The organism is Pseudomonas sp. LBUM1672 (assembly GCF_059695655.1).
Map to the genome: position 1 here is coordinate 1,253,561 of NZ_CP166781.1, position 15,834 is coordinate 1,269,394.

At 58.0% G+C, this 15,834-nt stretch carries 16 protein-coding genes; 15 read left to right on the forward strand and 1 reads right to left on the reverse strand.

The genetic code is table 11. From position 1 onward, the window contains the following. Nucleotides 1-21 precede the first annotated feature (21 nt). Entirely contained in the window at nt 22-804 is a 783-nt protein-coding gene (gene map, locus ACA053_RS05520) for a type I methionyl aminopeptidase (RefSeq protein WP_497394700.1), read from the reverse strand. A 373-nt stretch (nt 805-1,177) separates the two neighbouring features. On the opposite strand from map, the gene rpsB reads away from it, so the two are divergent. The 15 genes from rpsB (at nt 1,178) to rnhB (ending at nt 15,810) form a co-directional block, all read left to right on the forward strand. After that, entirely contained in the window at nt 1,178-1,915 is a 738-nt protein-coding gene (gene rpsB / locus ACA053_RS05525) for a 30S ribosomal protein S2 (RefSeq protein WP_007907989.1), read from the forward strand. Nucleotides 1,916-2,106: 191 nt separating this feature from the next. Then, nucleotides 2,107-2,970 carry a translation elongation factor Ts gene (tsf, locus tag ACA053_RS05530; RefSeq protein ID WP_063342635.1) on the forward strand — a complete coding sequence of 288 codons (864 nt, stop codon included), beginning with the start codon at nt 2,107-2,109 and terminating at the stop codon, nt 2,968-2,970. Nucleotides 2,971-3,178: 208 nt separating this feature from the next. Continuing rightward, nucleotides 3,179-3,922 (forward strand): UMP kinase, encoded by a 744-nt coding sequence (gene pyrH, locus ACA053_RS05535; RefSeq protein WP_003172271.1) that lies wholly within the window; start codon nt 3,179-3,181, stop codon nt 3,920-3,922. After that, a complete protein-coding gene (gene frr, locus ACA053_RS05540) occupies nt 3,919-4,476 on the forward strand; it encodes a ribosome recycling factor (protein ID WP_109628207.1) in 558 nt (185 codons plus the stop codon). The genes pyrH and frr overlap by 4 nt, the downstream gene beginning before the upstream one ends. A 13-nt stretch (nt 4,477-4,489) precedes the next feature. Further along, nucleotides 4,490-5,245, forward strand: a complete 756-nt coding sequence (gene uppS, locus ACA053_RS05545; protein ID WP_109628208.1) for a polyprenyl diphosphate synthase — start codon at nt 4,490-4,492, stop codon at nt 5,243-5,245. After that, nucleotides 5,245-6,051: a phosphatidate cytidylyltransferase gene (locus tag ACA053_RS05550; protein WP_109628209.1), complete on the forward strand. Its 807-nt coding sequence runs from the start codon at nt 5,245-5,247 to the stop codon at nt 6,049-6,051. The genes uppS and ACA053_RS05550 overlap by 1 nt, the downstream gene beginning before the upstream one ends. Beyond that, on the forward strand, nt 6,048-7,238 hold the full coding sequence (gene ispC / locus ACA053_RS05555; RefSeq protein ID WP_109628210.1) for a 1-deoxy-D-xylulose-5-phosphate reductoisomerase: 1,191 nt from the start codon (nt 6,048-6,050) through the stop codon (nt 7,236-7,238). The genes ACA053_RS05550 and ispC overlap by 4 nt, the downstream gene beginning before the upstream one ends. Before the next feature lie 53 nt (nt 7,239-7,291). After that, on the forward strand, nt 7,292-8,644 hold the full coding sequence (gene rseP / locus ACA053_RS05560; RefSeq protein ID WP_109628211.1) for a sigma E protease regulator RseP: 1,353 nt from the start codon (nt 7,292-7,294) through the stop codon (nt 8,642-8,644). A gap of 74 nt (nt 8,645-8,718) precedes the next feature. Next, complete coding sequence (gene bamA / locus ACA053_RS05565; RefSeq protein ID WP_497315905.1) at nt 8,719-11,109, forward strand: outer membrane protein assembly factor BamA; 2,391 nt, start codon at nt 8,719-8,721, stop codon at nt 11,107-11,109. Between the two features lie 45 nt (nt 11,110-11,154). Continuing rightward, nucleotides 11,155-11,658: an OmpH/Skp family outer membrane protein gene (locus tag ACA053_RS05570; protein ID WP_010462812.1), complete on the forward strand. Its 504-nt coding sequence runs from the start codon at nt 11,155-11,157 to the stop codon at nt 11,656-11,658. 3 nt (nt 11,659-11,661) lie between these two features. Next, nucleotides 11,662-12,717: a UDP-3-O-(3-hydroxymyristoyl)glucosamine N-acyltransferase gene (gene lpxD, locus ACA053_RS05575; protein WP_109628213.1), complete on the forward strand. Its 1,056-nt coding sequence runs from the start codon at nt 11,662-11,664 to the stop codon at nt 12,715-12,717. 108 nt (nt 12,718-12,825) lie between these two features. Continuing rightward, on the forward strand, nt 12,826-13,266 hold the full coding sequence (fabZ, locus tag ACA053_RS05580; RefSeq protein WP_008154051.1) for a 3-hydroxyacyl-ACP dehydratase FabZ: 441 nt from the start codon (nt 12,826-12,828) through the stop codon (nt 13,264-13,266). Further along, complete coding sequence (lpxA, locus tag ACA053_RS05585) at nt 13,263-14,039, forward strand: acyl-ACP--UDP-N-acetylglucosamine O-acyltransferase (RefSeq protein WP_109628214.1); 777 nt, start codon at nt 13,263-13,265, stop codon at nt 14,037-14,039. The genes fabZ and lpxA overlap by 4 nt, the downstream gene beginning before the upstream one ends. 2 nt (nt 14,040-14,041) lie before the next feature. After that, nucleotides 14,042-15,172 (forward strand): lipid-A-disaccharide synthase, encoded by a 1,131-nt coding sequence (gene lpxB / locus ACA053_RS05590; protein WP_497394701.1) that lies wholly within the window; start codon nt 14,042-14,044, stop codon nt 15,170-15,172. Nucleotides 15,173-15,183: 11 nt separating this feature from the next. Beyond that, nucleotides 15,184-15,810, forward strand: a complete 627-nt coding sequence (rnhB, locus tag ACA053_RS05595) for a ribonuclease HII (RefSeq protein ID WP_010462803.1) — start codon at nt 15,184-15,186, stop codon at nt 15,808-15,810. Nucleotides 15,811-15,834 lie beyond the last annotated feature (24 nt).

The following is a 15,834-nucleotide window of genomic DNA, read 5'->3' on the forward strand; positions in this document are numbered from 1 at the left end:
TGGGAGCTGCCTGGGGGCGGATCAGGCCGAAACGCGCGGGATGGTGTCATCGGCGCGCAAGGTGAAGATCTCGTAACCGGTTTCTGTCACCAGCAGGGTGTGTTCCCACTGGGCCGACAATTTGCGGTCCTTGGTGATCGCGGTCCAACCGTCGCCCAAGACCTTGGTGTCAGCCTTGCCCTGGTTGATCATCGGCTCGATGGTGAAAGTCATGCCTGCTTTCAGTTCCATGCCGGTGCCGGCGCGGCCGTAGTGCAGGATCTGCGGCTCTTCGTGGAATACCTTGCCGATACCGTGACCGCAGAACTCACGAACCACCGAGAAACCGTTCTTTTCAGCGTGTTTCTGGATGATTTCACCGATGTCGCCCAAGCGGCAGCCGGGTTTGACGATCTCGATGGCCTTGTACATGCATTCCTGAGTCACCTGCGACAGGCGCTCGGCCCAGACCGGTACAGTGCCGACGTGGAACATGCGGCTGGTGTCGCCGTGGAAACCGTCCTTGATGACGGTGACGTCGATGTTCAGGGTGTCGCCATCCTTCAGCGGCTTCTCGTTCGGGATGCCGTGGCAGACCACGTGGTTGATCGAGGTGCAGATCGACTTCGGGTAGCCTTTGTAGTTGAGCGGGGCGGGGATGGCTTTCTGCTCGTTGACGATGTAGTCGTGGCAGATGCGGTCCAGTTCTTCGGTGGTGATCCCCGGCTTGACATGTTCGGCAATCATTTCCAGCACATCGGCGGCCAGTTTGCCGGCGACACGCATCTTTGCGATGTCCTCGGAGGTTTTGAGGGTGACGGTCATACAGGCTCTCTCTGCGCTCGATGGCGCTTGCTAAAACGAAATGGGCATTGCGCGTTCGATCTTCGCGGCCCTGAAAAACGCGATTCTAACAGACGATCAGCGCAAATCTGAGCCTCTGTGCATCGCTTCTCTCTATAGATTGGCGCATTCTTGGGCGATTCCAAGGGCCCTGTTGAAGTCACGGACCAGGAATCGAGAATCCGGGTTCCGTTTTTGCAAGCCTTGTGATATAAAATGCGCCGCTTTCCGGGGATACCCCGAAAGGCTTAAATCCACACACGTGTCGACACGATGACCTGGGTGCCTTCAGCTGATGCTGCTGGTTGGTCATTGGGATACGTGGAGGCCAAACCCGACTTATTAAGGAACTATCATGTCCCAAGTCAACATGCGCGATATGCTGAAGGCCGGTGTGCACTTCGGTCACCAGACCCGTTACTGGAACCCGAAAATGGGTAAATACATTTTCGGCGCGCGTAACAAGATCCACATTATCAACCTTGAAAAAACCCTGCCAATGTTCAACGAAGCTCTGACTTTCGTAGAGCGTCTGGCCCAGGGCAAAAACAAGATTCTGTTCGTCGGCACCAAGCGTTCCGCTGGCAAGATCGTTGCTGAAGAAGCAGCACGTTGCGGTTCGCCGTACGTCGATCACCGCTGGTTGGGCGGCATGCTGACCAACTTCAAAACCATCCGTGCTTCCATCAAGCGTCTGCGTGACCTTGAAGTGCAAGCCGAAGACGGTACTTTCGCCAAGCTGACCAAGAAAGAAGCGCTGATGCGCACTCGCGATCTTGAGAAGCTCGATCGTTCCCTGGGTGGTATCAAGGACATGGGCGGTCTGCCAGACGCTCTGTTCGTTATCGACGTTGATCACGAGCGCATCGCGATCACCGAAGCCAACAAGCTGGGTATCCCGGTTATCGGCGTAGTCGATACCAACAGCAGCCCGGAAGGCGTTGACTACATCATCCCAGGCAACGATGACGCAATCCGCGCTATCCAGTTGTACATGGGTTCGATGGCTGACGCAGTCATCCGCGGTCGCAACCACGTTGCTGGCGGCACCGAGCAGTTCGTTGAAGAAGCTCCGGCAGCTGCAGCTGAGTAATTGACGCCCTGGCGTTGACTCAGTAAGCAAAAAGGGGGCTTGGCCCCCTTTTTGCCACCTCGAAAACCGTTTGTGAGCAGCGCAGCTACAGCCTTTGTAACGTGCAGCCGCTAACAAGTGGGGTCGGGAAGAATTGATCGCCCGTTCGATCGGGTGGAATGGTTGAAAACCTATCCAAGAGGAATTTTAAAATGGCAGAGATTACTGCAGCGTTGGTTAAAGAACTGCGTGAGCGTACTGGCGAAGGCATGATGGACTGCAAAAAGGCCTTGACCAAGGCCGGCGGCGACATCGAAAAAGCCATTGATGATATGCGTGCTTCGGGCGCCATCAAGGCTGCCAAGAAAGCAGGCAACGTAGCTGCTGAAGGCGCGATCGCTCTGAAAGAAGACGGTAAATCCGCCGTTCTGCTGGAAGTGAACTCGCAGACCGACTTCCTGGCTCTGCAGGACGACTTCAAGGCATTCGTTGCTTCCAGCGTTGAAAAAGCATTCGCTGACAAGCTGACTGATGTTGCTCCGCTGATCGAAGCACAAGAAGCTGATCGCCTGGTTCTGGTCGGCAAGGTTGGCGAAAACGTCAACATCCGTCGCCTGGCTCGCGTTGAAGGTGATGTTGTTGGTGGTTACCTGCACGGCAACAAGATCGGTGTTGCAGTTGTTCTGAAAGGCGGCAACGTTGAGCTGGCCAAGGACATCGCTATGCACGTAGCGGCCACCAACCCTGAATTCCTGCTGCCATCGGAAGTTTCCGCTGAAGCGGTCGAGCGCGAGAAAGGCGTGTTCCTGACCCTCAACGCTGACAAGATCGCCGGCAAGCCGGAAAACATCGTTGAAAACATGGTCAAAGGCCGTATCAGCAAGTTCCTGGCTGAAGCGAGCCTGGTTGAGCAGGCGTTCGTCAAGAACCCTGAAATCAAGGTTGGCGAACTGGCCAAGAAAGCCGGTGCAGAAATCGTTTCTTTCACCTACTTCAAGGTAGGTGAAGGCATCGAGAAGCCGGTCGACAACTTCGCTGAAGAAGTTGCTGCCCAGCTGGCTGCCGCCAAGCAATAAGACGGTTTTTAACTGTCGCCCTGAAGAGGCTGCCCGCTAACGCGCGCAGCCTCTTTTCAGATGGGGCACCAATTTTTATTGGTTTCCCTTTGGAACTGGCTTACAAAGCCATGTTCCGATGGCGCTGAAGCAGCGCCAAGCTAGAGTGAACGCCAGCTGTAAACAGCTCGCAAAGAATTTTTAAAATACGCCGCAGGAGAGATTCGCAATGGCTCAGCAGGGCAGTGGTTATCAGGCTCGCTATAAACGCATTCTACTCAAGCTTAGCGGCGAGGCCCTGATGGGCTCGGAAGAGTTCGGGATCGATCCGAAAGTTCTGGATCGCATGGCGCTTGAAGTCGGCCAACTGGTCGGCATCGGTGTTCAGGTCGGTCTGGTGATCGGCGGTGGCAACCTGTTCCGCGGTGCAGCGCTGAGCGCGGCCGGCATGGATCGGGTAACTGGCGACCACATGGGCATGCTGGCCACTGTGATGAACGCCTTGGCGATGCGCGATGCGCTGGAACGTGCCAATATCTCGGCCATCGTGATGTCGGCCATTTCCATGGTGGGCGTGACCGATCATTACGATCGCCGCAAAGCCATGCGTCACCTGAACGCCAAGGAAGTGGTGATTTTCGCGGCCGGTACCGGTAATCCGTTCTTCACTACGGATTCGGCAGCCTGCTTGCGAGCGATCGAAATCGATGCCGATGTCGTGCTCAAGGCGACCAAGGTCGATGGCGTCTACACCGCTGACCCATTCAAAGACCCGCATGCCGAGAAGTTCGATCATCTGACTTACGATGAAGTGCTGGATCGCAAGCTGGGCGTGATGGATCTGACGGCCATTTGCCTTTGCCGCGACCACAAGATGCCGTTGCGTGTCTTTAACATGAACAAGCCCGGCGCCCTGCTGAACATCGTGCATGGCGGCGCTGAAGGGACCCTGATCGAGGAAGGCCAACAATGATCAATGAAATCAAGAAAGACGCTCAAGAGCGCATGAAGAAATCCGTGGAATCGCTGCTGCACAACTTCGGCCGTATTCGTACCGGCCAGGCGCACCCAAGCATTCTTGAAGGTGTGATGGTGCCGTATTACGGTTCCGACACCCCGATCAAGCAAGTGGCGAACATCACCGTCAAAGACGCCCGTACCCTGCAAGTTGTTGCCTTTGAGCGCAACATGCTCGGTGCCGTCGACAAAGCCATTGGTAGCGCGGGTCTGAACCTCAACCCGACCAACCTGGGTGAGTTGCTGCTGATCTCCATGCCGGCCCTGACTGAAGAAACCCGCAAGGGCTTCACCAAGCAGGCTCGCGATGTCGCTGAAGATGCCCGTGTTGCCGTGCGCAACATCCGTCGCGATGCCAACAGCTCGCTGAAGGATCTGGTCAAGGAAAAAGAAATCAGCGAAGACGAAGAGCGTCGCGCCACTGGCGAGATCGACGATTTGACCAAGAAGTACGTGGCTGAAATCGACTCGCATCTGGCACAGAAAGAAAAAGACCTGATGGCCGTATAAGGGTCGCGTTTTCATGGAAAAGACTAAGCAGACTGTGCCGTCCGCGGTGCCGCGCCATGTCGCGATCATCATGGATGGTAATAATCGCTGGGCGAAAAAGCGCTTTATGCCGGGTGTTGCCGGGCATAAAGCGGGCGTGGATGCGGTTCGCGCAGTGATTGAAGTGTGCGCCGAGGCCGGGGTCGAGGTATTGACCCTGTTCGCCTTCTCCAGTGAGAACTGGCAGCGCCCGGCCGATGAGGTCAGTGCCTTGATGGATCTGTTCTTCAAGGCGTTGCGTCGTGAGGCCAAGCGCCTCAATGACAACAACATCAGTCTGCGCATCATCGGTGATCGTTCGCGCTTTCATCCCGAGCTTCAGGTCGCCATGCGTGAAGCCGAGGCGATGACCGCCGGTGCCAACCGCTTTGTCTTGCAGATCGCCGCCAACTACGGCGGTCAGTGGGACATCGCGCAAGCCGCGCAGCGTCTGGCGCGTGAAGTTCAGGCCGGGCATCTGCGTCCGGAGGACATCACGCCGGAGCTGTTGCAGACCTGTCTGGCCACCGGTGACCTGCCGTTGCCGGACTTGTGTATCCGCACCGGTGGCGAACACCGCATCAGCAACTTCCTGCTCTGGCAACTGGCTTATGCCGAGTTGTACTTCTCCGACCTGTTCTGGCCGGACTTCAAACACGACGCCATGCGTAACGCGCTGGCCGATTTCGCTTCTCGCCAGCGTCGCTTCGGTAAAACGAGCGAGCAGGTCGAGGCTGGAGCCCGGGTTTAATGCTCAAACAACGAATCATCACCGCGCTGATCCTGCTGCCGATCGCTTTGTGCGGGTTTTTCCTGCTTGAAGGCACGGGCTTTGCGCTGTTCATCGGGCTGGTCGTGACCCTCGGCGCATGGGAGTGGGCTCGCCTGGCAGGCTTCAATGCCCAGCCGATGCGCGTTGCCTACGCGGTTGTGGTCGCATTGATGCTGTTTGTCATGCACATCCTGCCGGGGCTCGCGCCCTGGGTGTTGGGGGCTTCGGTGCTCTGGTGGGGCGTGGCGACCTATCTGGTGCTGACCTACCCGAGTTCCAGCGAACACTGGTCCAGCGCCGCCTGCAAGCTGGTGATCGGTTTGCTGATCCTGCTGCCGGCCTGGCAAGGTCTGGTCCAGATCAAGCAGCAACCCTTGGGTAACTGGCTGATCATGGCGGTGATGGTGCTGGTCTGGGGGGCCGATATTGGCGCGTACTTTTCCGGTCGTGCATTCGGCAAGCGCAAGCTGGCGCCAATGGTCAGTCCTGGCAAGAGCTGGGAAGGCGTGTACGGCGGCTTGCTGCTGAGCCTGGTGATTACGGCGATCGTTGGCTTTGTGCGCGACTGGAGTTTCGTGCAGATGCTGATGGGCCTGATCGGTGCGGCAGTGATCGTATTCATCTCGGTCGTGGGTGACCTCACTGAGAGCATGTTCAAGCGTCAATCCGGGATCAAGGACAGCAGTAATCTGCTGCCGGGGCACGGCGGTGTGCTGGATCGCATCGACAGCCTGACGGCCGCGATCCCCGTATTTGCCGTGCTGTTGTGGATGGCCGCACCGTGAGCCGCCCACAGCAGATTACCGTTCTGGGGGCGACCGGCTCGATCGGTCTGAGCACCCTGGACGTAATCGCTCGTCATCCCGAGCGCTATCAGGTGTTCGCGTTGAGTGGTTTCACGCGCCTGAGTGAGTTGCTGGCCTTGTGCGTGCGTCATACGCCACGGTTTGCCGTCGTGCCGGAGGTGGGCGCTGCCCGGACCTTGCAGGACGACTTGCGTGCTGCAGGCCTGTCGACCCGCGTATTGGTGGGGGAAGAGGGCCTGTGTCAGGTGGCTTCCGACCCTGAGGTCGATGCGGTCATGGCGGCCATCGTTGGTGCGGCGGGCTTGCGTCCGACCCTGGCGGCGGTCGAGGCGGGCAAGAAGATCCTGCTGGCCAACAAAGAAGCGTTGGTCATGTCGGGTGCGCTGTTCATGCAGGCGGTGCGCAAAAGCGGTTCGGTGCTGCTGCCGATCGACAGCGAACACAATGCGATTTTTCAGTGCATGCCACAGGATTTCGCTCGCGGGCTTGGCGCGGTCGGTGTGCGTCGGATTCTGCTGACAGCCTCTGGCGGTCCGTTCCGACAGACGCCGATGGCCGAGTTGGTGCATGTTTCCCCTGAGCAAGCGTGCGCGCATCCGAACTGGTCCATGGGTCGCAAGATTTCGGTCGATTCGGCCAGCATGATGAACAAAGGCCTCGAGTTGATTGAAGCCTGCTGGTTGTTCGACGCCAAGCCGTCCCAGGTCGAAGTGGTGATTCACCCGCAGAGCGTGATTCATTCGCTGGTCGACTATATCGATGGCTCGGTGCTCGCACAGTTAGGCAATCCGGACATGCGCACGCCGATCGCCAACGCCCTGGCCTGGCCGGAGCGTATCGATTCGGGTGTAGCGCCGCTGGATCTGTTTGCCATCGCGCGCCTGGACTTCCAGGCGCCCGATGAAGAACGCTTCCCTTGCCTGCGCCTTGCGCGTCAGGCCGCCGAAGCCGGCAATAGTGCACCGGCCATGCTCAATGCGGCGAATGAAGTGGCTGTCGCGGCGTTTCTCGACGAGCGGGTTCGCTACCCGGAAATCGCGAGTATCATCGAGGAAGTGCTAAACCTCGAGCCAGTCGTTGCGGTGGATGATCTCGAGGCGGTGTTTACGGCCGACGCGAAAGCGCGAGAACTGGCCGGGCAATGGTTGAGCCGTCACGGGCGGTAAGTGCTGCAATACGTTGGCCCATGCGGCACTGGATAGGATTGCGGAGAAAGTAGATGAGCGCGCTCTATATGATTGTCGGCACCCTGGTTGCATTGGGCGTGCTGGTCACCTTCCACGAATTCGGCCATTTCTGGGTCGCACGTCGCTGTGGGGTCAAAGTGCTGCGTTTCTCCGTGGGCTTCGGCATGCCGCTGCTGCGCTGGCACGACAAGAAAGGCACGGAGTTCGTAGTGGCCGCCATTCCGTTGGGCGGCTACGTGAAGATGCTCGACGAGCGCGAAGGCGAAGTGCCGGTTGATCAGGTCGATCAATCCTTCAATCGCAAATCTGTCCGTCAGCGTATTGCCATCGTGGCGGCTGGGCCGATCGCCAACTTTCTATTGGCCATGGTGTTTTTCTGGGTGTTGGCCATGCTCGGCAGCGAGCAGGTGCGCCCGGTCATCGGCGCGGTCGAATCCGGCAGCATTGCCGCCAAGGCCGGTCTGAGCGCAGGGCAGGAAATTATTGCCATCGATGGCGAGCCGACATCCGGCTGGGGCGCGGTGAATTTGCAGCTGGTCCGTCGTCTTGGCGAGAGCGGTTCTCTTCAGTTGTTGGTGCGTGAGCAGGGCTCCTCGGCGGATTCGCCTCGTGAGCTGATGCTGGATAAATGGCTCAAGGGCGCTGACGAGCCGGATCCGATTCGTTCGTTGGGTATTCGTCCATGGCGTCCGGCATTACCGCCGGTGTTGGCTGAACTTGATTCGAAAGGCCCGGCCCAGGCTGCCGGCCTGAAGACCGGTGATCGGCTGTTGGCGCTTGATGGCAAGTCACTTGATGACTGGCAGCAGGTGGTCGACACCGTTCGTATGCATCCAGATACCAAAATCATGCTGCGTGTTGAGCGCGATGGTGCTCAAATCGACGTCCCTGTGACCTTGGCTGCTCGCGGCGGGAGCAAGGCACCCACCGGTTATCTGGGCGCAGGGGTGAAAGCGGTCGATTGGCCGCCAGAGATGATTCGCGAAGTCAGTTATGGTCCTGTGGCCGCAATTGGCGAGGGTGCTCGACGCACCTGGACCATGAGCGTACTGACGCTCGATTCGCTCAAGAAAATGTTGTTCGGCGAGCTCTCGGTAAAAAACTTGAGTGGACCGATAACCATTGCTAAAGTGGCGGGCGCTTCTGCCCAGTCGGGTGTCGCTGATTTCCTGAATTTCCTTGCTTATCTGAGTATTAGCCTGGGGGTTCTGAATTTGTTGCCCATTCCTGTACTGGATGGGGGGCATTTGTTGTTTTATCTGATCGAGTGGGCGCGTGGTCGTCCCTTGTCAGATCGGGTGCAGGGTTGGGGGATACAGATCGGTATCAGTTTGGTGGTCGGGGTGATGTTGCTTGCTCTGGTCAATGATTTGGGCCGTCTGTAACACTTCGCTGAATTGCGAATCTGCCGCATTTTGCGGCAGTTTGTTTATTGCCAGTTGGAATAAGAAAGGACTTCATGAAACGTCTGCTGCTAACTGCGGTTCTCACCGTATTGATGATCGCCGAAGTTCACGCCGAGTCCTTCACTATCTCTGATATTCGCGTCAATGGCCTCCAGCGGGTCTCCGCGGGTAGCGTCTTTGGTGCTTTGCCGTTAAACGTCGGTGAACAGGCGGATGATCGTCGCCTGGTGGAATCCACTCGTGCGCTGTTCAAAACCGGGTTCTTTCAAGATATCCAGCTGGGCCGCGATGGCAACGTCCTTGTCATTACGGTAGTCGAGCGTCCGTCGGTCGCCAGTATCGAGATCGAAGGTAACAAGGCGATCTCTACTGAAGACCTGATGAAGGGCCTCAAACAATCCGGTCTGGCCGAAGGCGAGATCTTCCAGCGTGCCACCCTCGAAGGTGTCCGTAACGAACTGCAGCGTCAATATGTCGCCCAGGGTCGCTACTCGGCTACCGTTGACACCGAAGTGGTGCCGCAGCCGCGTAACCGTGTCGGCCTGAAGGTCAACATCAACGAAGGTACCGTTGCGGCTATCCAGCACATCAACGTGGTGGGTAACACGGTCTTCCCTGAGGAAGACCTGATCGACCTGTTTGAATTGAAGACCACCAACTGGTTGTCGTTCTTCAAGAACGATGACAAGTACGCTCGTGAAAAACTGTCCGGTGACCTGGAGCGTCTGCGCTCCTACTACCTGGACCGTGGCTATATCAACATGGATATCGCTTCGACCCAGGTGTCCATTACCCCGGACAAGAAACACGTCTACATCACCGTCAACGTCAACGAAGGCGAGAAATACACCGTTCGTGACGTCAAGCTGAGCGGCGACCTGAAGGTTCCTGAAGACCAGGTCAAGTCCCTGCTGCTGGTTCAGAAAGGTCAGGTGTTCTCGCGCAAGCTGATGACCACCACGTCCGAACTGATTACCCGTCGCCTGGGTAACGAGGGCTACACCTTCGCCAACGTCAACGGCGTGCCTCAGCCGAACGATGAAGATCACACCGTCGATATCACGTTCGCCGTCGATCCGGGCAAACGTGCTTACGTCAACCGCATCAACTTCCGTGGCAACACCAAGTCCGAAGACGAAGTGCTGCGCCGCGAAATGCGTCAGATGGAAGGCGGTTGGGCTTCGACCTACCTGATCGATCAATCCAAGACCCGTCTTGAGCGTTTGGGCTTCTTTAAAGAAGTGAACGTTGAAACCCCTGCTGTACCGGGTGTCGATGACCAGGTTGACGTGAACTACAGCGTTGAAGAACAGGCTTCCGGTTCGATCACTGCCAGCGTCGGCTTCGCCCAGAGCGCCGGTCTGATCCTCGGTGGTTCGATCACTCAGAACAACTTCCTGGGTACCGGTAACAAGGTCAGCGTCGGTTTGACCCGCAGTGAATACCAGAGCCGCTATAACTTCGGTTATGTCGACCCGTACTGGACTGCTGATGGCGTGAGCCTGGGTTACAACGCGTTCTATCGCACCACCGACTATAAAGACCTTGATGTCGACGTAGCCAGCTATGCCGTAGACAGCCTGGGTGCTGGCGTTAACGTCGGTTACCCGATCAGTGAGACTTCGCGTCTGACCTTTGGCTTGAGCGCGCAACAGGACAAGATCAAGACCGGTCAGTACACCGTTGACGAGATTTTCGACTTCGTTAACCGTGAAGGCGACAGCTACCTGAACTTCAAGGCGTCGGCCGGGTGGTCCGAGTCGACTTTGAACAAAGGTGTGCTGGCGACCCGTGGCCATTCCCAGAGTCTGACTCTGGAAACCACGACGCCGGGTAGCGACCTGTCGTTCTTTAAACTGGATTACCGTGGTCAGCTGTTCCAGCCAATCACCGAAAACTACACCGTTCGTCTTCACACCGAACTGGGCTACGGCGACGGCTACGGTTCCACCGATGGCTTGCCGTTCTATGAAAACTACTATGCTGGTGGTTTCAACTCGGTTCGTGGCTTCAAGGACAGTACCCTGGGGCCGCGCAGTACACCTAGCCGTGGTCAGGCTGAAACGGGTAACGCCGGTACACTCGCCGACCCGGACCAGGATCCGCTGCCGTTCGGTGGTAACGTTCTGATCCAGGGTGGTGTCGAGTTGCTGTTCCCGCTGCCATTCGTCAAGGATCAGCGTTCACTGCGTACTTCGGTATTCTGGGACGTGGGTAACGTATTCGATTCCAAGTGCGACAAAACGACGAACGCCAATGTCGGTTCGAGCTCTCAAACAGAGTGCAACGACATCAGCTTGAGCAACGTTGCGAGCTCTGTCGGTGTGGGTGTGACCTGGGTCACCGCACTGGGTCCCCTGAGCTTCGCGTTGGCCATGCCGATCAAGAAGCCGGATGACGCTGAGACTCAAGTGTTCCAATTCTCTCTCGGCCAGACGTTCTAAGCGTCTGCCTCAAAATAACGACAATGGATTTTGTAGGAGTACATCGTGCGTAAGTTGACTCAATTGGTTCTCCTGGCGACCGTACTGGTAGCAGGACCGGCTTTTGCCGACATGAAAATCGCCGTTCTGAACTATCAGATGGCCCTGCTGGAATCCGACGCGGCCAAGAAATACGCTGTGGATGCCGAGAAGAAGTTTGGTCCGCAACTGTCCAAGCTCAAGACGCTGGAAAGCAGCGCCAAAGGTATCCAGGACCGTCTGATGGCCGGCGGCGACAAGATGCAGCAAGGCGAGCGTGAACGTCTTGAGCTCGAGTTCAAGCAAAAGGCCCGCGACTTCCAGTTCCAATCCAAGGAACTGAACGAAGCCAAAGCCGTTGCCGACCGTGAAATGCTGAAGCAGCTCAAGCCGAAACTGGACAGCGCTGTGGAAGAAGTCATCAAGAAAGGTGCTTTTGACCTGGTCTTCGAGCGTGGCGCAGTGATTGATGTCAAACCTCAGTACGACATCACTCGCCAGGTTATCGAGCGCATGAATCAGCTGAAGTAATCCATGACAGCGACTATAAAGCTCGGCCAGTTGGCCGAGTTCCTCGGCGCCACACTACGTGGCGACCCGGAGAAAGAAATTACTGGGCTAGCCACTTTGCAAGAGGCTGGCCCAGCTCAGTTGAGCTTTCTCGCAAACCCCCAATACCGTAAATACCTGGTGGACTGCCGGGCCGCAGCCCTGTTGCTGAAGGCTGCAGACGCTGAAGGTTTTGCCGGCGATGCCTTGGTGGTGCCTGATCCGTACCTGGCCTACGCACGTATTTCCCATCTGTTCGATCCCAAGCCCAAGGCGCCTGCCGGTATTCACCCGACAGCGGTAGTGGCTGTGGACGCAGTGGTTGACCCGGCGGCGAGCATCGGTGCCTTTGCGGTGATCGAAAGCGGCGCGCGTATCGCTGCCGGTGTCACCGTGGGGGCGCATTGCTTCATCGGGGCTCGGTGCGAAATCGGCGAGGGCGGCTGGCTGGCCCCTCGGGTCACGCTGTACCACGACGTGCGCATCGGAAAACGGGTCGTGATTCAGTCCGGTGCCGTACTTGGCGGCGAAGGCTTCGGTTTTGCCAACGAGAAAGGTGTCTGGCAGAAAATTGCCCAGATCGGTGGTGTATTGGTCGGTGATGATGTGGAGATTGGCGTGAATACCGCTATCGACCGCGGCGCGCTGGCCGATACCGTATTGGGTAACGGCGTGAAGCTCGACAATCAGATTCAGATCGCCCACAACGTGCAGGTCGGCGATCACACCGCCATGGCCGCGTGCGTGGGAATCTCCGGCAGCACCAAAATCGGCAAGCATTGCATGCTCGCCGGTGGCGTAGGGCTGGTGGGGCATATCGAAATCTGCGACAACGTATTTATCACCGGGATGACCATGGTGACCCACTCGATTACCGAAAAGGGTTCCTATTCTTCCGGTACGGCGATGCAACCAGCAGCCGAATGGCGCAAAAGCGCGGCCCGTATCCGTCAGCTCGATGACATCGCGCGACGTTTGCGACAGCTGGAAAAGCGTGTAGGGGACGTGACCCCTGACGGTAATGCTTCATCAGATGGCTGATACCATTTCCATATCAAGTGTGCACAGCCGCTAGACTGCCTCCTTGATTTGCTAGAGGGGTGCGCGTCAGTCGCGCGCTCCCAATCTTTACATAGGCTTCCCCCCGAAATGATGGACATCAACGAGATTCGCGAATACCTGCCTCACCGTTACCCGTTCCTGCTGGTGGACCGGGTCGTGGATCTGGATGTGGAAGGCAAGCGCATTCGCGCCTACAAGAATGTCAGCATCAACGAACCGTTCTTCAATGGTCACTTCCCTGCGCATCCAATCATGCCGGGCGTACTGATCATCGAAGCGATGGCTCAGGCTGCCGGTATCCTTGGCTTCAAAATGCTCGACGTGAAGCCTGCCGACGGCACGCTCTACTACTTCGTCGGCTCCGACAAGCTGCGTTTCCGCCAGCCCGTCACTCCAGGCGACCAATTGATCCTCGAAGCCCGCTTCATCAGCTGCAAGCGTCAGATCTGGAAGTTCGAGTGCCAGGCTTCGGTCGATGGCAAGCCAGTTTGCTCCGCTGAAATCATCTGCGCGGAACGCAAACTATGAGTTTGATTGACCCTCGCGCAATCATCGATCCGACGGCCGTTCTGGCCGAAGGTGTCGAGGTCGGCCCATGGTCGATCGTCGGCGCAGGTGTGGAAATCGGCGAGGGGACAGTGATCGGGCCGCATGTGATTCTCAAGGGCCCGACCCGAATCGGTAAGCACAACCGCATCTACCAGTTTTCTTCGGTAGGTGAGGACACGCCCGATCTGAAATACAAAGGCGAAGAAACCCGTCTGGTCATCGGTGACCACAACATCATCCGTGAAGGCGTGACGATTCACCGCGGGACCATTCAGGACCGCTCGGAAACGACTCTGGGTGATCACAACCTGATCATGGCCTATGCCCACATCGGCCACGACAGCGTGATCGGCAATCATTGCATCCTGGTCAACAACACCGCGTTGGCTGGCCACGTGCATGTGGAAGACTGGGCGATCCTGTCCGGTTTTACCCTGGTCCACCAGTATTGCCACATCGGTGCCCACAGCTTTTCCGGCATGGGGACCGCCATTGGCAAGGACGTTCCAGCGTACGTCACGGTGTTCGGCAACCCCGCCGAAGCCCGCAGCATGAACTTCGAAGGCATGCGCCGTCGTGGTTTCAGCGAAGACGCGATCCACGCCCTGCGTCGTGCCTACAAGGTGGTTTACCGCCAGGGCCTGACGGTTGAGCAGGCGCTCGCCGAATTGGCCGAGCCCTCGGACCAGTTCCCGGAAGTCGCGGTGTTCCGTGATTCCATCCAGTCTTCGACCCGCGGCATCACACGTTAATCATGGCTAATCTGCGTATTGCGCTGGTGGCGGGTGAGGCTTCCGGTGACATTCTGGGTGCGGGCCTCATGCGCGCACTCAAGGCTCAGCATCCGGCGGTGGAGTTCATCGGTGTCGGTGGCCCGTTGATGCAGGCCGAAGGCCTGACTTCTTATTTTCCGATGGAACGTCTTTCGGTCATGGGCCTGGTGGAAGTGCTGGGTCGATTGCGCGAGCTGATGGCGCGTCGTAAAAAGCTGATCGCCGACCTGATCGCCGAAAAGCCGGACGCGTTCATCGGCATCGATGCTCCGGACTTCAACCTCAATATCGAACTCAAGCTGCGTCAGGCCGGTATCAAGACCGTGCATTACGTCAGCCCGTCGGTGTGGGCGTGGCGGCAGAAGCGGGTATTGAAGATTCGCGAAGGCTGCGACCTGATGCTGACGCTGTTTCCGTTCGAAGCGAAGTTCTATGAAGAGAAGGGCGTGCCGGTGCGGTTTGTCGGGCATTCCCTGGCGGATGCGATCCCGCTTGAAGCCGATCGCGCCGCCGCGCGGGCCGAACTCGGCTTGCCCGAAGGGCCGCTGGTTGCGTTGATGCCGGGCAGTCGTGGCGGCGAAGTCGGCCGTCTCGGTGCGTTGTTCCTCGATACCGCCCAACGCCTGCGGGCCTTGCGCCCAGGTGTGCGGTTCGTCATGCCTTGCGCCAGTCCGGAACGCCGCGTGCAGCTTGAAGAGTTGTTGGCTGGTCGCGATCTGCCGCTGACCCTGCTCGATGGCAAATCCCACCTGGCCCTTGCAGCCTGCGACGCCGTGTTGATTGCCTCCGGCACGGCGACCCTTGAGGCGCTGTTGTACAAGCGGCCGATGGTGGTCGCTTATCGCCTGGCGCCGCTGACGTTCTGGATTCTCAAACGCATGGTGAAAAGCCCTTACATCTCCCTGCCAAACTTGTTGGCCCAGCGCCTTTTGGTGCCCGAGTTGCTGCAGGACGATGCGACGGTCGAAGCCCTGGCCCAGACCTTGTCACCGTTGATCGAGGGCGGCGCCGAACAGACCCGCGGCTTCGATGAAATCCACCGGACCTTGCGTCTGGATGCCTCCAACCAGGCGGCGGATGCCGTGCTGAAACTGATCGGCCAAGTACAATGAGTAAGACAAGCATGCAGATGGGGCTGGATTTCACCTTGGTCGCTGAAGTGGAAGATTTGGTTGCCGGTGTCGACGAAGTCGGTCGCGGCCCGCTCTGCGGTGCCGTGGTCACGGCTGCGGTGATTCTCGATCCGAATCGGCCGATCCTCGGCCTGAACGACTCGAAGAAGCTCACTGAAGCCCGCCGCGAAAAACTCTACGACGAAATCTGCGAAAAAGCCCTGAGCTGGTGCATTGCCCGGGCCGAAGTCGAAGAGATCGACGAGCTGAACATCCTGCATGCCACCATGCTGGCCATGCAGCGCGCCATCGAAGGCCTGCACATTCAGCCGAAACTGGCGATGATCGACGGTAACCGCTGCCCGAAACTGTCCATGCGCGCCGAAGCGGTGGTGCAGGGCGACGGCAAGGTGCCGGCCATTGCTGCCGCATCGATTCTGGCCAAAGTCAGCCGCGATCGTGAAATGGCTGCTTTCGAATTGATTTACCCGGGTTACGGAATCGGCGGCCACAAAGGCTACCCGACACCCGTTCATCTGGAAGCCCTGGCCCGCCTGGGGCCGACCCCGATTCACCGCCGCTCATTTGCCCCGGTTCGCCTGGCTTACGAGGCGCGGGAAAACCTGATCGAGAGTTAGTCGCGAGGCTGATGTTTTTGCCAA